At 52.6% G+C, this 18818-nt stretch carries 25 protein-coding genes and 1 riboswitch; of the genes, 9 read left to right on the top strand and 16 right to left on the bottom strand.

All coding sequences use genetic code 11. The annotated features are described in order from the left end of the window. Nucleotides 1–3 precede the first annotated feature (3 nt). The 5 genes from JET16_RS21785 to JET16_RS21765 form a co-directional block, all read right to left on the bottom strand. Complete coding sequence (locus tag JET16_RS21785; RefSeq protein WP_199620380.1) at nt 4–795, bottom strand: TatD family hydrolase; 792 nt, start codon at nt 793–795, stop codon at nt 4–6. Next, the gene (locus JET16_RS21780; protein WP_233532023.1) at nt 792–1568 is read right to left on the bottom strand and encodes an ABC transporter ATP-binding protein; all 777 of its coding nucleotides are present in this window, start codon (nt 1566–1568) and stop codon (nt 792–794) included. The genes JET16_RS21785 and JET16_RS21780 overlap by 4 nt, the downstream gene beginning before the upstream one ends. Nucleotides 1569–1651: 83 nt before the next feature. Beyond that, complete coding sequence (locus JET16_RS21775; protein ID WP_199620375.1) at nt 1652–2419, bottom strand: ABC transporter permease; 768 nt, start codon at nt 2417–2419, stop codon at nt 1652–1654. After that, a complete protein-coding gene (locus JET16_RS21770; protein ID WP_199620372.1) occupies nt 2416–2712 on the bottom strand; it encodes a thiamine-binding protein in 297 nt (98 codons plus the stop codon). Before JET16_RS21770 ends, JET16_RS21775 begins: the two co-directional genes overlap by 4 nt. 28 nt (nt 2713–2740) lie before the next feature. Beyond that, nucleotides 2741–3724 carry an ABC transporter substrate-binding protein gene (locus JET16_RS21765; protein WP_199620369.1) on the bottom strand — a complete coding sequence of 328 codons (984 nt, stop codon included), beginning with the start codon at nt 3722–3724 and terminating at the stop codon, nt 2741–2743. Between the two features lie 111 nt (nt 3725–3835). Then, nucleotides 3836–3949: riboswitch (TPP riboswitch) on the bottom strand. A gap of 242 nt (nt 3950–4191) precedes the next feature. Between JET16_RS21765 and JET16_RS21760 the strand changes: the two genes are divergently transcribed. Then, entirely contained in the window at nt 4192–4809 is a 618-nt protein-coding gene (locus JET16_RS21760; protein WP_199620366.1) for a DUF975 family protein, read from the top strand. A gap of 398 nt (nt 4810–5207) precedes the next feature. On the opposite strand, the gene JET16_RS30935 is transcribed toward JET16_RS21760, so the two are convergent. Then, nucleotides 5208–5276 (bottom strand): hypothetical protein, encoded by a 69-nt coding sequence (locus JET16_RS30935; RefSeq protein ID WP_325176755.1) that lies wholly within the window; start codon nt 5274–5276, stop codon nt 5208–5210. Between the two features lie 330 nt (nt 5277–5606). Between JET16_RS30935 and JET16_RS21755 the strand changes: the two genes are divergently transcribed. The 3 genes from JET16_RS21755 (at nt 5607) to JET16_RS21745 (ending at nt 7276) form a co-directional block, all read left to right on the top strand. Further along, nucleotides 5607–6080, top strand: coding sequence for a ribonuclease H-like YkuK family protein (locus tag JET16_RS21755; RefSeq protein ID WP_199620363.1), 474 nt, complete (start codon nt 5607–5609; stop codon nt 6078–6080). Nucleotides 6081–6199: 119 nt separating this feature from the next. Beyond that, nucleotides 6200–6532 (top strand): hypothetical protein, encoded by a 333-nt coding sequence (locus JET16_RS21750; RefSeq protein WP_199620360.1) that lies wholly within the window; start codon nt 6200–6202, stop codon nt 6530–6532. A gap of 120 nt (nt 6533–6652) precedes the next feature. Beyond that, nucleotides 6653–7276, top strand: a complete 624-nt coding sequence (locus JET16_RS21745; protein ID WP_199620358.1) for a TerC family protein — start codon at nt 6653–6655, stop codon at nt 7274–7276. On the opposite strand, the gene JET16_RS21740 is transcribed toward JET16_RS21745, so the two are convergent. Next, a complete protein-coding gene (locus JET16_RS21740; RefSeq protein WP_199620356.1) occupies nt 7269–7859 on the bottom strand; it encodes a uracil-DNA glycosylase in 591 nt (196 codons plus the stop codon). The two genes, JET16_RS21745 and JET16_RS21740, sit on opposite strands and share 8 nt — an antisense overlap. 157 nt (nt 7860–8016) lie before the next feature. On the opposite strand from JET16_RS21740, the gene JET16_RS21735 reads away from it, so the two are divergent. Continuing rightward, nucleotides 8017–8343, top strand: coding sequence for a hypothetical protein (locus JET16_RS21735; protein ID WP_199620354.1), 327 nt, complete (start codon nt 8017–8019; stop codon nt 8341–8343). A gap of 682 nt (nt 8344–9025) precedes the next feature. Here the strand turns inward: JET16_RS21735 and JET16_RS21730 are convergent. From JET16_RS21730 to JET16_RS21710, 5 genes are all read right to left on the bottom strand, one after another. Further along, on the bottom strand, nt 9026–9190 hold the full coding sequence (locus JET16_RS21730) for a hypothetical protein (RefSeq protein ID WP_199620353.1): 165 nt from the start codon (nt 9188–9190) through the stop codon (nt 9026–9028). A gap of 88 nt (nt 9191–9278) precedes the next feature. After that, nucleotides 9279–10559, bottom strand: coding sequence for a DNA recombination protein RmuC (locus tag JET16_RS21725; RefSeq protein WP_199620351.1), 1281 nt, complete (start codon nt 10557–10559; stop codon nt 9279–9281). Between the two features lie 92 nt (nt 10560–10651). Beyond that, nucleotides 10652–11674: an alpha/beta hydrolase gene (locus JET16_RS21720; RefSeq protein ID WP_199620350.1), complete on the bottom strand. Its 1023-nt coding sequence runs from the start codon at nt 11672–11674 to the stop codon at nt 10652–10654. A 155-nt stretch (nt 11675–11829) separates the two neighbouring features. Next, nucleotides 11830–12483 (bottom strand): PAQR family membrane homeostasis protein TrhA, encoded by a 654-nt coding sequence (gene trhA, locus JET16_RS21715; protein WP_199620349.1) that lies wholly within the window; start codon nt 12481–12483, stop codon nt 11830–11832. Nucleotides 12484–12543: 60 nt separating this feature from the next. Beyond that, nucleotides 12544–13311, bottom strand: a complete 768-nt coding sequence (locus JET16_RS21710) for a metallophosphoesterase (protein WP_199620348.1) — start codon at nt 13309–13311, stop codon at nt 12544–12546. A 159-nt stretch (nt 13312–13470) separates the two neighbouring features. Here JET16_RS21710 and JET16_RS21705 point away from each other — a divergent pair, with 159 nt between their 5' ends. Beyond that, nucleotides 13471–14331, top strand: coding sequence for a DegV family protein (locus JET16_RS21705; RefSeq protein WP_199620346.1), 861 nt, complete (start codon nt 13471–13473; stop codon nt 14329–14331). Nucleotides 14332–14453: 122 nt separating this feature from the next. Next, a complete protein-coding gene (locus JET16_RS21700) occupies nt 14454–14945 on the top strand; it encodes a superoxide dismutase family protein (protein WP_199620344.1) in 492 nt (163 codons plus the stop codon). An 88-nt stretch (nt 14946–15033) separates the two neighbouring features. Here the strand turns inward: JET16_RS21700 and JET16_RS21695 are convergent, their stop codons facing one another. Together JET16_RS21695 and JET16_RS21690 are read right to left on the bottom strand one after the other, a co-directional pair. Beyond that, the gene (locus JET16_RS21695; protein ID WP_199620342.1) at nt 15034–15234 is read right to left on the bottom strand and encodes a cold-shock protein; all 201 of its coding nucleotides are present in this window, start codon (nt 15232–15234) and stop codon (nt 15034–15036) included. A 70-nt stretch (nt 15235–15304) separates the two neighbouring features. Beyond that, complete coding sequence (locus tag JET16_RS21690; protein WP_199620339.1) at nt 15305–15502, bottom strand: cold shock domain-containing protein; 198 nt, start codon at nt 15500–15502, stop codon at nt 15305–15307. 155 nt (nt 15503–15657) lie between these two features. Here JET16_RS21690 and JET16_RS21685 point away from each other — a divergent pair, with 155 nt between their 5' ends. Continuing rightward, a complete protein-coding gene (locus tag JET16_RS21685; RefSeq protein ID WP_199620434.1) occupies nt 15658–16533 on the top strand; it encodes an aldose epimerase family protein in 876 nt (291 codons plus the stop codon). Here JET16_RS21685 and ligD read toward each other — a convergent pair. Further along, nucleotides 16524–17441 carry a non-homologous end-joining DNA ligase gene (gene ligD / locus JET16_RS21680; protein ID WP_199620337.1) on the bottom strand — a complete coding sequence of 306 codons (918 nt, stop codon included), beginning with the start codon at nt 17439–17441 and terminating at the stop codon, nt 16524–16526. The two genes, JET16_RS21685 and ligD, sit on opposite strands and share 10 nt — an antisense overlap. 145 nt (nt 17442–17586) lie before the next feature. On the opposite strand from ligD, the gene JET16_RS21675 reads away from it, so the two are divergent. Beyond that, nucleotides 17587–18495, top strand: coding sequence for an ATP-dependent DNA ligase (locus JET16_RS21675; protein ID WP_233532022.1), 909 nt, complete (start codon nt 17587–17589; stop codon nt 18493–18495). Nucleotides 18496–18512: 17 nt separating this feature from the next. Here the strand turns inward: JET16_RS21675 and JET16_RS21670 are convergent, their stop codons facing one another. Further along, on the bottom strand, nt 18513–18677 hold the full coding sequence (locus tag JET16_RS21670) for a hypothetical protein (protein WP_199620332.1): 165 nt from the start codon (nt 18675–18677) through the stop codon (nt 18513–18515). Nucleotides 18678–18818 lie beyond the last annotated feature (141 nt).

The raw sequence follows: 18818 nt of genomic DNA, 5'->3' as shown, positions 1-18818 counted from the left end.
ACATTAAAGCCCGTACAACTGCTTGGCATTGGCATAAAGCCGTTCCTGCGCCTCGAACACTGAAACCTCTTTCATGCGCGCAATGCATTCGACCACATGGTGAACCATGCGCGGATGCGTTTCCTGCCCGGCGAAAGGTCCCTCGAACGGCCAAGGACCGTCCGTCTCCGTTAACAACAAGGACAGCGGATATCGACGAATGACGGCTTGCGTCTCCGCATCGTACACACATTCCGGAGTCACGGATACATAGTAACCCGCATCCATCATCCTCGAGAGCGTGCGTTCATCCCCTTTGAACCAATGAAAATGAGCCTTCGTCACACCGTGTTTCTCCAGCAAATCGCACACGATCGGAGCGTCGTCATGCACGGCATGCAATGCGAGCGGCACATTCCATTGAGCGGCGAGGGCAACGAACCGTTCCAGCAAGCGTACATACGGCGCGATGTCGAAGGTCCGGCCGGCAGCCGCGGCTTCCATACGCGAAAAATACGGCAGCCCCACTTCACCGATCGCCTTCACCTCGCTGCGGTGCTCTTCAAGCCAACGAAACAAACGCTCAGCGCCGCCGTCCGGAGGAATCGGCTGCTCCGGATGAAAACCGAACGCGGGCAATACCCGGTCCGGGTACCGTCTGGCGAGAGACAGCGTCTTCCCGCACGATTCCAGACCCATCGACACCGCAACGACCGCATCTATACCCTCTTCGCGCAGCCCATCCAGTACTGACTCGCACCGGGACTCGTCGTACCCGTCAAGATGAATATGCGTATCGATCGCCCTTCGTCTCATAGCCGGCCACTCCGCCCGAACGAGCGCAGCGTTTCATAAATATGCCGCTTCGCCTCGATAAACGCCGGCTCCGACGTTACCGTTTCGCCGCGCGGGCGGCCGAACGGCACGATGATCTCCTCCGCAACGGTCGTCGGACGCCCTGCCAGCACGTATACGCGGTCGGAAAGCAGCAGCGCCTCCTCAATGCTGTGCGTTACGAACAGTACGGACCTGCGCGTCTCCTCCCATATACGCAGCAGCCAATGCTGCATCTCCAGCCGGGTTAATGCATCCAATGCTCCAAACGGCTCGTCCAGGCACATCAATTCCTGCGGACCGAGCAGCGCTCTCAGAAACGACGCCCTCTGCTTCATGCCTCCGGACAGCTGGTGCGGATACGCTTGACCGTAGCCTTGCAATCCGACGCGGTCCAGCCATTCCAGCGCCTTCTCCCGGGCTTCCTTCTTCGGCACGCCGGCCACCTCTTGCGAGAGAACGACATTATCCAAAATCGTGCGCCAAGGAAACAGACTGTCCTGCTGCGGCATATAGCTGATCAACCCGCGCCGTCCCCCGGTGTCCTTGCCGTCGAGCAAAATCGTTCCTTCAGTAGGCTGGGTCAACCCGCCGATCATATGAAACAGCGTGCTCTTGCCGCTGCCGGAAGGACCGATGATCGAGACGAACTCGCCTTCTCCAACCGTAAGTGAAACATCCCCCAGCACTTCGACGGATTCGTGCCCGATGGCGAACGTTTTCCCCACCGAACGAAGCTCCAGCTTTACCGTCAATGGACTGCCCCCTTTGCTACATATATTCGTTATCGCGGACAACCTTCGGTTGCCTCGTTGCTGATGCGTATCCGCCGACCAACCTAAGATTGCCTCTCCCGCCGCCATTTTACCGTTGCCCGCTCCAGCCACACCATCAACCCGTAAAGCAGCCAACTCAAGACGACAATGACGATTACGGCGACAAACATGCGATCCACTTGAAAACCGGTTTTTTTCAATTGCAAGTAATATCCCATTCCGCTCTTGGACCCGACCCACTCGGAAAATACCGCGGCCAGCACACTATAAGCGGCGGCTATTTTCAAGCCGGAAAATATCGAAGGCAGCGACCACGGGAACTCCAATTTCGCGAACGTTTGCCAACGTGTCGCCCCTAACATCCGCATATAATCGCACATGCCCCGGTCCGCGGAAACGAGCCCGTCCATCATGGCCACCGCCACCGGAAAGAAGCATACCAACGTAATAAGGATCAGCTTAGGGAGTATTCCGAATCCGAACCAGACGACGAGCAGCGTCGCCAACACGACGATCGGGACGTTCTGGGACAAGACGAGCAAGGGGGACAAGGCCGACTTCAACCGAACGGAAAAATGAAGCGCCACCGCCACCCCCATACCCACTAAGCAGCCTATAGCCAAGCCCGAGACCGCAATTGACAGAGTCGATCCCGCATGCCGGGCAACCACCTTCGCGTCCGCGACGGCCGCTTCCGCAATGACAACCGGTCCGGGCAAAATAAACTTAGGCACATCCCATACCCATACGGCAACCTGCCACAACAGCAAAAAAAGCATGACCGCCGTAACCGGCGGCCATACTGCGTGCAACAGACTCGGCCGTTTCATGGACGGTATTTCTCCGTCAATCGGTCCATGGAAGCGCCGCCGGTCGGGTTAAAGTATATTTTGACTTGTGAGATGACGTTCGGAGCGCCCAGGGCGATCATCTCCTCGTTCATCCGCTGCACGATTTGCAGCAGCTCGGGCAAGTCTCCCTCCATCGTCGTCTCAAGCGGTCCGACAAGATGCTTGACGCCGGACTGCTGAATGACTTCAATCGCCCGGTCGACGTACGGAATGACGTCTTCCCCGTTCGGCGTCTTCGGCAGTATTTGTATGCTTACAAGCGCGTTGGCCATGGTTTTCGGCCTCCTTTTTCCGCTAGTGTTATTTAGGCAAAAATTCGTTCGTAAACGCTTCGTCGGCGTTAAATTCGCCTTCAAGCAACCCGTGTTCGGACATCCAATCCGCGTAATTCACCCATACGTCCCGCTTCTGCTCTCCCCAGCGAGGCGCATCATCGGCATAACGCGGGCTTAACCACTTCTGGCTTGCGACGACAAGCGCCTTGTTCAGTTCAGGCACGGCCTTTACCAACACGTCCGCGGCTTCCTCCGGTTTATCGATCGCATATTGATATCCCTTCGCCACGGCTTTCAGAAACTTCTTGACCAGCTCCGGATTTTCGGAGATCAGCTTCTCGTTGGTCACAAGAACAGGCGTATAGTAATCGAGCTTCTCGGAATAGTCCGTCAACCAGACGACGTTCAGCGGCTCGTTGCGAAGCTCCGCCTCAATGCCCGTCCAACCGTAATAAATCCACTGGAAATCGATATCTTTCTGCATCGCTGTAAAGAAATCCGAGTCGCCGATGCTTGCGATCGTCACCTTGGAAAAATCTCCGCCGTCTTCCTTCATGAGCGATTCGATCATCGCTCCTTCCACCGGGGAACCCCAACCGCCGTACGTGCGTCCTTCGAAATCTTTCGGCGTCTTGATTCCTTCTTTCGCAAGCGACGCGAATCCGGACGTGTTATGCTGGATGACCGCGGCGATCGAAACAAGCGGAACGCCGTTGACCCGCGCTTGTGTCACACCCTCCTGATAACTTACTCCGAATTGCGCTTCGCCCGAGGCGACGACGGCATCCGCACCGCTCTCGCCCGGCAGAACGATGTCCACCTCGAGGCCTTCTTCTTCGAAGTATCCCAACTCTTTCGCTGCATATAATCCGGTGTGGTTCGTGTTAGGCGTCCAATCTAGAACGAGCTGCACTTTCTCGGTTCCCGCCGCCGAATTCGAACCGCAGCCCGCCAACAAGGACACCGCCGCACAAAGCATGATTCCCATGATGCTCCAACGTCTTGCCATTCGTTGTTTCCCCCTTAATATATGTGTCGCTCCGCCAACCGCAATTTCCGATCTATATTTGTCCGTAACGTCAAAAAAAAACGCCCCCATCCGGGAGCGTATGTCGAATACACGAGTAGTTCGCACGCATTCCTACGCTGGCATTACCCAGATCAGGTTCGAGGGTCAACGTCTTTGCGGGACGAAATCTCAGCCGGCCGTATTCCAGCACCCCTGTACACTATGCGGTTGTCAGTTCATGGTGAAGTATAAAGTAACTCGGAGATTTTGACAAGAAAATATTTCACCGCCGCAATATTTGGTGTAATGAACATTTGAAGGAAGTAATATCAATGTACAATTGAACCGAAATATGGCAATTTAATGAATTTAATTTAAAATTTCTCTTTGCAAACATAACTCATGGTGTTAGAATAGGCACGGGAAAAATATTTAACATCTTTAAATAAAAAGGAGAATGTTTTTAGATGGTGTCCAATTCAGAGATTCGCGCAATTGCGCGCGCAAACTTGAAAGGCTTCTGGGGAATATCGATTTTGGTCTGCTTCCTAGTTAACGCAATAGTAAGCGCACTGGGTTCTATTCCTGTGGTCGGCATTATCGCTTCGCTTATTCTAGGCGGAGCATTCACTTACGGCCTTTATGCTTTCTTCCTAGAGCAAGCCCGCGGCCGTCAGCCGGAACTCGCGGTCATGTTCTCAGGATTCCAGAAGTTCGGGTCAACTTTGGTTCTTTATTTGCTGATGATCGTGTTCATCTTGTTGTGGACCTTGCTGCTCATTGTCCCGGGCATCATCGCAAGCCTGCGTTATTCCATGGCTTTCTTCATTCTTCATGACAATCCGGGTGTGAGCGGAATGGAAGCGATCCGTCAAAGCTCCGAGATGATGAAGGGCTACAAAGGCAAATTGTTCATGCTATACATCAGCTTCATCGGTTGGATTCTTCTCGGCATTATCACGCTCGGTATCGGTTTCTTGTGGATTATACCTTACATGCAAGCCGCTCTTGCCGCATTCTATGAGCAATTAAAGAATGCCTCCAGCTACAATGAAGCTGCAGCGAATCCGACTGTAACCTTGTAATTCATTTACGAATCATCCCGCCTTGCTCCTTGCTGAGCGGGGTCTTTTTTTTTGTTAGCGGAAATTCATGTGCTTAACGAAGTCTCGCAGGTGCCCTTAAAACAACTTAACGGAATATCATGTACCTAAATTTGCATATCTTATAAGTTTTCCTGTCAAACCACGCGTAGTAAGTACACGAAATTCCGTTAAACCGTAAATCCAGCGTGCACTTCGTGATCGTAAGAACACGATTTTCCGTTAACCCGCACTCTCAAGATCTTCCTTCGCAATTGCCACCCTTCGGCATCCCGAAATAAACGGCTACCGAACCGACCAGCAGCACGAGTGAAATAAAGAGCGGCACAAACTTAAAGCGCAGATTCCAATGAAGGAACGATTTAAACCGCTTCGAGCCTTCATGCGTCCTTCATACGGGTGTTCCGCAGCAGCCATGCGGCCATCAGAGGCACGACCGTGAGAGCCACAGCTAGGGATGCAAGCAGCGAGTATGTTACCGTCAATGCGAACGGCAGCAAGAATTCTTACAATGAACCGGGAAGCAAGCCCATCGGCAGGAATAGCTTTATTAAGCCTTATATGTACCTTGATAGGTGGGAGAAGTCATATATTTACCGTGACTCAAGTCATAACCCTGATGCGCCGGACCTATAGCCGGCAAAGAGCATTCCGAAGCCGGGTCATATACTGGAATTGATATCTAGCCGCATATGCGTCAGTATTAGGGTATACTGTAAGAAAACATATAAAGAGCTATATAAGAAAAAGATCACCAATTCTGAAAGGAGACATACCGCATGAAGTTCATGAGCCCGACTTGGGGGATGTTGTCCATCGATCAAATGGTGCTTAATATGAAAAGTTTTCTGGAGGAACATCCGTCGGCACAGTACAAGATTGTAATCGGCACCGATTCACATACAACCAACCAGGCGACCACGTTCGTAACGGCCTTGGTGATCCATCGCGTGGGGAAAGGTGCGAGGTTTTTCTTCCGGAAACAGCGCACCAAGCCGATGTACGACCTGCGCCATCGAATTTACCGGGAGACGGAATTAAGCTTGGAGCTGGTGGAAGTGATGAACGGGAGAGGCATGAGCGATATGATCTCCCAATGGCCGCTTGAAATCCATATCGATATTGGGCAGCAAGGCGAGACGAAGACGCTCATCACCGAAATCAAAGGATGGGTCACTGCCGTCGGGTATGTGGCGCGAATCAAGCCTGAATCGTTCGGAGCGAGCGCCGTTGCCGACCGTTTCACTAGTTGACGGCGCATGTGGGGTATATTTTTTCAAAATGTTCATGCATAAATTTTCCAAGTGGAAGCACACTACGATTTGGGTTTGTTCCCAGACCCAAAAAATAACAATTCCTCAGGAGGATTATCATGCAACAAGCTCAAGCGATCTCCCAGCAATTCCAGCAAATCGAGTCCCTTTGCCAACAGGTGATCCAGCAAACGCAACAACATAATCACCTCTACGCGCAGATGGCTCAACTCGAACAGAAAAACGCTCAGACGATTCAACACATGCTGCAGGAACACTACCAGGCGATCAACACATTGCAGCAATGCATTCAAGCTAGCCGCCAACTCGAGAACCAAGTTCGCGCTATGACGAATGCGATTCCAACCGCGCCGCAAACTCAATTCGGCACGTCCCAATTCGGCGCGCCTCAATATGGCGCGCCTCAATACGGCTCCTCCAACTTTCAATAAGCCGATTGGCAACCCCAACCTCCCGGTGTAACGCCGGGAGGTTTTTCCGTCTTTTTCCTTATGTTGTTTTACATGGCGTGAAGGGCTCATAGGATAGGACAAACGGGTTGGGAGGTCATTATGAGAGATGCAATTGCTGTAGCGTTGGTTACTCTCATGACGAACAGCGACACAATGCTGATTATCCGGACTGCTATCCGGGATGTTTACATGCTGGATAGACGCATGCCCTACCTGATGTTCCTCATCTTGTCCGTCACTCATCCCGTCGCCAGCTTCATCATCGATTCGTTGGCCCGGCTGCCCGGACTGCGTTTTGCCTCTGCGGCCATTACGCTGTTGTTCGCTTTCTCGTTGGCGGGTTCGCGCCTGAGCAACCGCGGATCAAGTTCTAACCGATCTGTCATTTGGGCGTGCTGGACCGTGCTGTGGATGGACATTGTGATGTCGGTCGATACGGTCATGCTTATCTCCCAAACTTCTCCAAGCGTTTACGTTACGGCAGCGGGAAGTATGATAGGTATCGCATTGCTGCTCACTTTCTTGCCCTTCGTGCTTCGGCTGTTTCAGAGAATTGCCTGGCTTCAGGTTGCGGTAGCCGGAGGCATGGCATACTCGGCTTCGCGGCAGCTCGCGGGGGAGCCTCTGATCGCGGCATTCGCGGACAGTTTGGCTTTTCATTTACTGGGATTGGCGCTTGCCGGTGCGGTGTTTGTTTACGGATGGGCTCGTGCGGTCAAGTAAGCCGGCTTTCACGCATGCTTTGGAGACGAACGGCTGCATGCTCCCAATCGGATACGAAAGACCGGTACAAATTCGGCCGGCGGCGAACCGCCAGCGGGTGGTATGTAACCAGTGCGGGAACGCCTCCGAAAGCCGTATGCCAGCGCTCCCGAAGATCGGACAATTGGGCATCGGGCAACGACAGAACTGTTTGGGCGGCGGTCAACCCAAGCAGCATCGCGATCCGCGGTTTCTTAAGTTCGATTTGCTCCGACAGCCATCCGGAGCACGCATCACGCGCGGCCGGTTTGTCGTAAGCGCGAATCGGGCGGCATTTCAGCAAATAGGTGACATAGACGTCGCTTCTCTCCAACCTTGCGTCCTTTACCGCTCTCTGAAGCATTACCCGGGTGGCGCATACAAATGCATTTCCCGTCTTATCTTCCCTTGCACCGGGGTTGTCCAGCAGTGCAAGAACAGACGCGTTCGGCTCCCCTTCCCCCCATACGACTCGAGCGCGGTGTTTGCTTAGTTCGCAGCGGCGGCAATCCGCAGCATATGCCGGTGCCGGCTCCTCTTCCCATATTTCCGGTATGAATTCCATGCTGCGATGCCCTCCTTTCGCATTCCTTTAATGTTAACCGTACCAAATTTGTATATTCGTTCCGTCCGCGTTGCAAAATAAGAAAACCTCTTTCGAAGTTAAAAAATAAAAGCCGCGCTTGATTAGACAGTATTTTATAAAGGAGGATCCTGACAAAATGGAAACCAGAGGCAACACTTCTGCGATGTCGTACCAGGAATACCAGAAGCAGCTCCACGTTCGCGAAGAACGGGCGGCCGCTCAAGCTCAGCAAGCGATCACGTCCGCGGGATTGGATTCTTTCTCTCAACAAGTCAACGACACCGTGCAGCGATTGCGGCAAATCGGCGTCGACCTGAACAACGCGCAAAAACAGCTTGAAGCGCAAATGTCCGCGCAGCAACGCCAGCTCCAGCAGATGCAGCAGCATATCGACGCAATCTGCAATCAGATGCTAAATTCGTTTAAATCCAGAAGCGGCGGCGGCCAATCTTTGCTTCAGTAACGATATCCTTCAACAACAAATAACCTCCAAACCCACTTCAACGGTGGGGATGGAGGTTTTTTGCCGAATTCGAACAAAAGTGAGGCTGTCCGAGGACTAGTAAATTTAGATTCAGCACAGAAACCGGCTTTCGTGACCGTGTACTATTCCTCCGGTTCTACACATGTGACCCAAAGTAGAATAAGATCAAAAGTTGACCCTATGTCTATGTATAAGGTCAATAATTGACCCTATACACCCGCATCATTTGATATCTCAAGCTCTAAGCAGTGGTCCCGGGTATGATAAGATCAAAATTTGATCCTATGTTCAAGGATAAGCTCAAAAATTGATCCTATTTACTCGCAGCGTTCTATTCCTCCGGTTCTACACATGTGATCCAAAGTAGAATAAGATCAAAAGTTGACCCTATGTCTATGCATAAGGTCAATAATTGACCCTATACACCCGCATCATTGGATTTCTCAGGCTCTAAACAGTGGACCCAGGTATGATAAGATCAAAATTTGATCCTATGTTCGAGGATAAGCTCAATAATTGATCCCATTTACTCAAAACCGCTTCCCGGCCACGCCGTCCATCAATCTACAGTTCAAAAAAATGAAGTTATTCTGCGGAAACCACCCGTTCTCCGCCGAATAACTCCAACAAATGAAACCATGGTACTCCGCGACTGTCTTAATTATTGAAGCTCCGCGGTTTTTTGCACGGAAGCGATCGGTTCCGCGTCCGCCGCATCCGCCGCGCCTGCGCGCTGCCGCTCAAACTCGCGCATGCTTTGCAGCATCTGCTGCACTTCGCGCTGCTGCTCGGTTATCGTTTCGTCTGTGTTATATCGGTCTGTCACTTTTAGGCGTCCCCTTTCGGTATGAAAAAGATGCGCCTTTATCGTGCCCAGTTTCGCCGACCATAATTCCCCCCGATACGGGAATACGCTACGATTCTCCCGCCGCCCGGTCCCATTCGGAAATCATCCCTGCGGCGTCGATTGAAGGCGACGGCAGCTCCTCCACGCCTCGAAGCTTGCGTTCGATCGCGCGCGTCCGAACCGCGGCCGTATCGAGCGTATTGGACGCCTCCTGCAGCTTCTTCTGCGTCTTGTCCAGCAGATCGCCGAATTTGCCGAACTCCGTCTTCACCGCACCCAGCACTTGCCATACCTCGCTAGTCCGCTTCTGGATCGCAAGCGTCCGGAATCCCATCTGGAGGCTGTTCAGCAATGCGGAAAGCGTTGTCGGACCCGTGACGACAACCCGGTATTCGCGCTGCAGCGTCTCCCAAAGACCGGGGCGGCGCAGCACTTCGGCGAACAATCCTTCGATCGGCAGGAACAGGATGGCGAACTCCGTCGTGTTCGGCGGATCGATGTATTTATCCCGGATCGATTTGGCTTCCGCCTTCACCCTCGCCTCCAGAAGCTTCATCGCCTCCGACGCCGCAATCGCGTCTCCGCCCTCTTGCGCTTCCATCAGCCTATGGTAATCTTCAAGCGGAAACTTCGCGTCGATCGGCAGCAGCACGCTGCGCTTTCCGTCGGATTTATCGGGCAGCTTCACCGCAAAGTCGACGCGCTCTCCGCCGGTCTTTCGAATCACGGCGTTACGCTCATACTGATCCGGGGACAATGTCTGCTCCAATAAAGCGTCAAGCTGGATCTCGCCGAGCGTTCCCCTTGTTTTCACGTTGGTCAACACTTTCTTTAAATCGCCGACGCCCGACGCCAGCGCTTGCATTTCGCCTAGTCCTTTATGTACGAGGTCCAACCGCTCGCCGACCAATTTGAACGACTCGCCGAGTCTCTGCTCCAACGTTGCGTGCAGCTTCTCGTCTACGGTCACCCTCATCTGCTCCAGCTTCGCGTTGTTATCGGCCTGCAGCGCCGCCAGCTTGCGCTCCACCGTCTCGCGAAGCGCTTCGAGCTTCGACTCGTTCAACCTCGCCAGCTCCGTAAGCTGCGATATTACCGCGTGGTGCTGGCGGCTAAGCGCGTTGCCCAGCTCTTCGCGCTGCTGCCCGCCGGTCACCTGCTGTTCTTGCCGGCTCCGCGCAAATTCGTCGCGCAGAAGCTTGTCCAATTGCTCTTGCATCCTCTTCACATCTTCGATTCGCCGGTGAATATCGTCCGTCCGTCCGCCCCGCAGCTTGCTCACCAATAGGATTAGCAAAGCGGTATTAATAACTCCAAGCCCCAACGCCGCCAACGTTCCCGCATCCATCCGCTTGTCCCCGCCTTCCGCACGTATGTTTGTCCTTGGAGACATTTTACCACAAAACGTACGTTCGTGCCGGAAGGGAACTGCGCGCACGATTAATCGGCAGCGGCCATAGCTACGGCCTGCCGGTCCTCGCTTAACGACGCCGCTGCAACGGCGGAGCGGGGCCGTTCGCTCACCGCCATCGCTTCCGCTAAGAAAGCGTCTACCGCCTGTTCGTATTGGACCTTATTTTTGTAATATGACTCCGCATGACCCGAGTTGGGCGCAAGAAACAAAGACTTCGGCCCTCCGGTCGCTCGATGGAGCTCCACCGACATCCGGGTCGGCACGAACACGTCGTTCTGCCCATGAACATACAGAATCGGAACATTCGCACGCGCCACATCGCGAATCGGCGACACTTGATGGAAGTAAAAGCCCGCCCGGAGCCGGCACCACAAACTGGTCAACGGTATGAGCGGAAACCGCGGCAGCTTGTATCGCACCTTCAACTGGTACGACAGCTGGTCCGCCAAATCCGAGAACGGACAATCCGCTACATAGAACGAAACGCGATCGTCAATCGAGACGTGCTGAAGCGCCGTGGCTGCGCCCATCGATTCGCCGAAGATTCCTATGACCGGTTCTCCCGCGCCTCTCGCGCCTCCGGAGCTTGCGCAACGGTGCAGCGCCCAATCGACGCACGCTCTGAGGTCCCACTTCTCATAGAAACCGTATGTCGTCGTATCCCCTCCGCTGGAGCCGTGCCTGCGGTGGTCGTACACAAGCACATTATACCCCCGCTTGCGAAACATGCCGGTATACTTGAGCATTCCGAGCAGGGATGAGGTGACTCCGTGGGGGAATACGACCGTTTTTCCGGTTTCTCCCGAACACGCAGGAATAAACCACGCACGCAGCCGATAGCCGAATGGCGACGGAATCGACACATCTTCTTTCGGAAGAGCGTCGAACTCCTCCCTCGTAATTCTTCCTCCGTCAATTTCAAAGCCCAAGATCGCATCGTCCGTATGCGTACGGATGTGAATCACCAAGCAGGAGAAGTAAAACGAAAGTGCCGCCAACGCTGCGAATACAAGCAATATCGCTCCGAACGCCATCCAAATCCATTCCACGGTAGCTTCACCTGTCACATGAATTTTTTTACAGCAAACAGCGCAAAAAAAAAAAAAAAAAAAACAACACCGCAAGATTTCTGGACGAGCCAAATTCTTCAGTGTTGCTATTATTTACAAATTTGGCAAGAAACATCCGTCCCTTTGCTCTTACATTACTCCGGCAATATATAAAAGGCGATCATTACAAAATGCAAAAGCGTCCCTACAGACACGAAAATATGAAACACTTCATGAAACCCGAACTTGTTCGGAACGAAGTTGAAAATCTTCGTCGCGTAAATAATTCCTCCGACGGTATATGCGACGCCGCCGAGAATCATTAGAACGAACGCTTCGATCGGAAACACGTTAACGATTTGCGCCAGCGGAATGAGAGCGATCCAACCTAACGCGATATAAAATGCCGTCGATATCGATCTGGGAATCTGGATAAACCATACTTTCATCAAAATGCCGATCAACGACAACACATAAACCGATATCAGCATGCTCCACCGCCACCAGCCCTCCAACCCGAAATAAAGCACGGGCGTATAAGTGCCGGCGATGAGCAGAAAGATCGCGATATGATCCAGTTTCCGCAGCATTCTGACTTTGCCCGGAGTCGTGCGGATCCAATGATACGCCGTGGATGCGCCGTATAGCAAGATCACGCTCGCCCCGAATATAATACCGGTCGTCAGCCTTGCGGCATCGTGCAGCGTTTCGAGTATGAGAAACACGAGACCGGCGATGCCCGCCACGAACGGAATCAAATGCGTAATCGTGTTGGCCGGTTCTTTCATGCGAAGCCACTTCATCTTCATTCATCCCCCTTCTTGGAGCAGGTTATATTAACTATGACATTGACAAGCCCGCCAGTCAAATTACAATTCATGCACGGTGAGCTCGCTGCGGATCATGAACCGCGCATTGAATCCGGCTTGACCGGCGCCTTTCGATATATAAAACACTCCATGCTCGTCGCGGTGCAATCCCTGATAGATACCGCGTTTGGGGAGCGGCCCCTTCTTTACAAAGCGAAATATGAAGGGCACGCGAAATTGACCGCCGTGGAAATGTCCGCACATCAAATAGTTATAGCCGCGCTTGATCTTTAGAGTTACATTCGGATCGTGCGTAATGACGACGGCCGTTTCATCCGGACGAACGCGGCGAAAAGCTTTGGCCGGATTGCTCTTTCGGCTGCTGTCGTCGTCGATGCCGATTAACCGGAAATCCCCCAAGTCCGCCGACTCATTGCGGAGAACCCGTATGCCATTCTCGCTAAACAGATGCAGCAGCTTCGAGAGGTGTCCCTTCAGACGGTAATCATGGTTGCCGAGCACGGCATAAGCCGGGATTCCCGTATCTTTCACTACCCGCAAATACGATGCGACTTTGCCCAAATAGCCCAGCCTCATCGTGTAATCTCCCGTTAGAAAAATATAATCCGGCTTCACTTCCAATATGATTCGCTTCAGCCTGCCGGGGCTGATTCTCAGCTTCTCCACATGCAAATCGCTGATTTGGAGCACTCTTTTGTTAAGGCCTATCGGATAAGAAACCCGTTCGATCTTTACCCATTGCGTCGGAACAATAAACACTGCATAGAACAATGCAATGAGACCTAATGCCGACAAAGCGAATGTCATTATGTATCTCCCCTTGTCTCCCCACACTTCCCATCATAACAGAAAAAATTCCGCAGCGTATTTTCGATGGCGGCTAATTTACAATTTCTTCTGTTATGAGACAATAGAGGCAGTACATAACGAGTACGAAATCCAATTCAAGAGAAAGGGTGAGCGGTAATGACGGTAAAAATTATTGCGGACAGCGCGGCGGATTTGCCCAAAGAGGTCGCCGAGCAGCACGGTATTGATGTGATTCCTTTAATGGTGTATTTAGGGGATGAGGAGTTTTTGGACAACGTGACGCTCAAACCGGCCGAACTGTTTCAAGGAATGCGCAGCGGCCGTACATATAAGACATCCCAGCCGATGTACGGAAACGTCGAATCCGTGTTCCGCAGCGCCGCGGAGAATGAGGACGGCGCCGTGTACGTAGCTTTCTCGTCGGAGCTGTCGGGCACGTATCAAACTGCGGTGATGGTCAAAGGCGATTTAACCGGGGAGCTTACCGGACTCGATCTTGAAATCATCGACTCGAAATGCGCGTCCGCAGGCGCCGGTTTGGTCGCGCTCAAAGCGGCGGAGCTCGCCGCGGGCGGCGCATCCAAAGAAGAGATCGTCCGCAGGGCAAGGTGGTATGCGGAGCACATGGAGCACATATTCACAGTCGACAACCTGGAATATTTGGTGCGCGGCGGCCGGGTAAGTCCCGTGGCGGCGTTCATCGGCGGGTTGTTAAATATTAAACCGATCCTTCACGTAGAAGAGGGAAAGCTTGTTCCGATCGAGAAGGTTCGCGGACGCAAGAAGGTATTCTCGCGAATCGTCGAAATTATGGAGCGGCGCGGGGCGGACTTGGCGAACCAAACGATCGGCATCAGTCACGGGGACGATCCGGAAGCGGCGGAAGAGTTGAAAGCGATGATATCGGAACGATTCGGCTGCCGCAGCTTCTTCGTCAGCATGATCGGCGCCGCGGTAGGCGCTCATGCGGGACCCGGTACGATAGCCGTGTTCTTCCTTAATGCCAAAGAAGCTTAGTACTGAAAATGTCGCTTTCCTCACTTCCTTAGGCGAATTACATATACTGCGGATATGAATTCAGAGGCAACCGAAGGTTGTCCGCGTAGTAATGGCGATCAAGCAACGACAGGGTGAGGGATATGATATTGCCGCGTATTGCGGAGTACGGAAGACAGCGCGCATTCGCCAACATCCAAGGCGGTCCGTTGGCTCCCAATCTAAGAGGAATCGTTATAATGCAGGAGGTAAGAGGCGGTACTGAGGTTTACGTGGAAGTGCTCGGTCTTCCCCCATACAGGCCGGCTCAAGACGGGCAAGATCCGGTCGGGCCCCACGGATTTCACATTCACGAGAACGCCTCCTGCGCGGTCGGCGATCCCGACAAACCGTTCGAGGCAGCCGGAGAACATTGGAATCCGACGAATCAACCGCACGGCAACCACGCAGGGGATTTCCCCGTGTTGTTTTCGAACGGCGGCTATGCCCGAATGAGCTTCTTTACGAATAAATTCCGGGTCAACGACGCGATCGGCAAAGCCGTTATCATTCATCAAAATCCGGACGATTACCGCACGCAACCTGCGGGAGACGCGGGCAAGCGGCTCGCTTGCGGCATCATACAACCGGCGTGAACAAAGCCGCAAAACGAAGGGGCTTTCCCAAAAGTCATCGATGATGACTAAAGGGCAGCCCCTTTCGCTTTGAAGCCGAAGTCCGCATTTACCGAAACGAGACATAATTGACGAGCGTGGGAAGCGATCTGATCTCGCTTTCCATCGGCGCGGAGCATAGCGGACATCTCGGTTCGGATTCGAAGCGAAAATTGTCCCGCATCCAGCCGTTGCAATTGTCTTCCGTGCAGGACCAGACAGCCGTATCCTCTTCGGGAGCTTTTTCCTCCCACTTTTTACGAAAGTTCATAGCAGCGCCCTCCTGTGGATTTCAAAAAAGAAAACTGCCCATACTTTCGCTTTGGGCAGTGTGTTTGGACTTACAGTTTCACGACGTTCTCGGCTTGAGGCCCGCGGTTGCCTTGTACCACCTCGAATTCGACACGTTGTCCTTCTTCCAGGCTCTTGTAGCCTTCTCCTTGAATCGCGCTGAAGTGAACGAACACGTCATTCCCTTCTTCCGTCTCGATAAAACCGTAACCCTTCTCAGCGTTAAACCATTTTACTGTACCGTTCATGTTTTCCTCCGAATCTTATTGTAGCGATAAATAGTTATGGAGCCCTTCGTGGGGTCCATACATTGTAAATGGTGCCCAATTGGAGAATATGCATACAACAATTTTTTTGGTTAAATATTTATGACTACATTACTGTGAGGAGAGGGATTGCATTGATGTCAAATTACAGCGTAACAACGTATACAGATAATTATATGATTTATGAACTGGCGGAAGAACACACTTCTTCACGGGTTTGCATCTGTCCTGAACGGGGAGGAATCGTAACGAGCCACATTGCCGGCGGCAAAGAGCTGCTGTACATGGACAAGCAGACGTTCTACGATCCGCAAGCGAACATTCGGGGCGGTATCCCGGTGTTGTTCCCGATTTGCGGGCAGCTGGCGGACGGCTCGTATGAATGGCAAGGGCGCAAATATTCGATGAAAAACCATGGCGTGGCAAGAATCAGTCCATGGGAAGCGATCGGAACGAAACAACACGGCGAAGCGTCGGTTACGTTGAAACTCGGAAGCGATGAAGCGTCCCGCGAACAATTCCCTTTCGATTTCGAGCTTGTTTTTACATACACACTGAAAAATTCCGCGCTGCACATACTGCAGGAATACCGGAATCTTTCGGACACCGATATGCCGATGTACGCCGGCTTCCACCCTTATTTCGCAGCCGATTCGAAAAACATCAGTTATGAAACCGATGCTCGGCTTTATTACGATTACAATGATAACGAGCAGAAGCCGTTTACAGGCTCTCTTGATTTAAGCGAGATGGTGGAATCCGCCGCCTTATTGGGCGCAGAAAACAGAGAAATTTCGTTTCGTCCATCGTCCGATCGGGTCATCCGAATGAAGTACAGCGAGCATTTTAAATATGTGGTGTTGTGGAGCGTGCCGGGCAAGCCTTTTGTCTGTGTAGAACCTTGGATGGCCTTGACGAGCGAGTTGAACCGCAAACAGGAGCTGGTTTTGGTCAAACCGAACGAGACCTTGCGTGCCGAATTGTCCGTCTCCTGCGACACGGCTCATGCGTGAGTCCGGATAAAACCGATCATTTCATCCAAGCTTTGATTGTATTTATGCGACTCAGTGGTGATCGGCGCGAACAGATCCCCTAAGCGCGCGATTCGCTCCCGCATATTGAGCAAAGTAAAATCGGCCGGGAGAAAACCTCTCTCCACCTCATCCCAAGTAACCGGCGCGGATACCGTTGCATGGTCCCGCGCCCTCACTGCATACGGCGCAATCATCGTCCGTCCTTTCCACAATTGAAGATAGTCGAAATACAACTTTTGCCCCCGTCTGCCCACCACCCGTTCCAATGTAATTTTTCCGGGCATTCGCTGGAATAAATAGTCGGCGATGAATGTATTGATCATGCGCGTCTCTTCGAACGTATAACGGTTGATGACGGGAACGTAAATTTGGAGGCCGGTTCCCCCCGACGTCTTCGCCACGCTGAAAAATCCCAACGATTGAAGCACGTCCCTCGTTTCCAGCGCAATCTCCCTGACCAGATCGAAATTGTCCGCGTCCGACGGGTCCAAATCGAATACGAGCATCGTAGGGTAATCTTTCTTGAAATATGTATCGAATGGAACGTGAATTTCAAGACCGTAGCGGTTCGCCGCCCATGCCAACGTCGCCGCGTCGTTAAGCAACACCCGTTTCTTGCCGTTATACTCGACGGTCTGCAGCCATTCAGGCAGCGTTATGCCGGAGACGGACCTTTCCTCTATGCGCTTCCCTCCGACCCCCTCAGGATACCTCCACAAGTTCAGCATCCTGTCCTTCGTATACGGAAGCAGATAAGGCGACACATCGATGGCGTATTTGACGTAATCCAGCTTCGTGATTTGCGGAATCGGCCAAATAACGGTGTCAGGCTTCGTGATCCGGATTTCCTTTCCTTCAACCGTAACGGTTTCATCTCTCTGCGCCATACTTCACATCCCCTGCTCGTAATTCATCCCTACGCGTCAATCTTCGATTGACTCCCTGCTCGTAATTCATCCCTACGCGTCAAACATATTTTAATCCGTTCGGCTAAAACTATGTGGCATGAATTCTTTCGACGAGGTGATCCGTTTGAATCCGATCGTGCCGATGGAACCGGCAAGCAGCGATACGATCCCTGACACCGACGAATGGCTTGCGCAAATTAAATGGGACGGCGTGCGGATTTGCACTTATTACGACGGGCATGCCGTGCGGTTATTCAACCGAAAGACGCGCGAACGCACGCTGCATTATCCGGAGCTTGTCGATCTGCGCTCATATTGCGGCGCGCTATCGGTTATTCTCGACGGCGAGGTGATCGCTTTAGGCGACGACGGAAAGCCGAGCTTCCAGAAAGTGATGCGCCGCGACGGCATACGCAGGATGGAACGAGTACAGGCGGCGCGCCAAGCCGTTCCCGTGACATACATCATATTCGACATTCTGTATTACAACGGAGAGTGGGTAAACAAGCTGCCATTGCTGCAAAGAATGGATATGCTTCAAACCGTCGTCAAGCCCAACGAATCGGTCCAGCTTGTATCGTCGGCGGATAACGGAGAAGCGTTGTTCGAAGTGATGAAACAACAGGAGATGGAAGGGATCGTCGTCAAGAAGAAAAACTCTCCGCACTTGATCGGAGAGAAGAAGGATTTATGGTTGAAAATTAAAAATTACCGGTTTGTGAACGCGGTCATCGGAGGAGTCACCCTAAGCGGCGGCGTTGTAAACGCCGTTCTGTTAGGGTTATTTGACGAAGAAGGCCGGTTATGGTACGTGGGGCATTCCGGAACCGGCAAGCTGTCGCGACAGGACTGGAGAAACCTTACGGAAAGGATGATGCCGCTTCTCGCGAAGGGGCGTCCGTTCGTCAACGAACCCGCGGGTCTGCGCGACGCATTGTGGGTTCGTCCCGAAGTGACCGCGAGAATCAAGTTCGCCGAATGGACCGAAGGGGGGCGCGCATTGCGCCAGCCCAGTATTCAAGAGCTGCTTTAACCCCTTCATCCGGCGCGTTACCGGTTGTCGCGCTCCCCTGCCGCTTCGGCGTCAAGGTTGACCGCGGCTTCAAACACATTTTCATCCGGCACATTCGTGAGCAGTTCTTTCCGCCGCACCTGGCTCTCGATATTTTCAGTTAGTTTGTTCCGGCTCTCGGCAATGCGTGAATCCTTTTTCAACCGTACCGCCCCCTATTGATATTCATCCGCCTTATTAAGTTGTTTCGCAGCGGTTGTTTTATGCAAGAGCAACATCAGATGGATGCATCCGGTTATGCACGGGCGTGGAGCGTCAGCGCGATCGCTCATCGCTGCAGTTTT

This window comes from Paenibacillus alkalitolerans (assembly GCF_016482785.1).
In the GTDB taxonomy this organism is placed as follows: domain Bacteria; phylum Bacillota; class Bacilli; order Paenibacillales; family YIM-B00363; genus Paenibacillus_AE; species Paenibacillus_AE alkalitolerans.
Note: the sequence above shows the minus strand (reverse complement) of the source record. Positions and strands in the feature narration are given on the sequence as shown.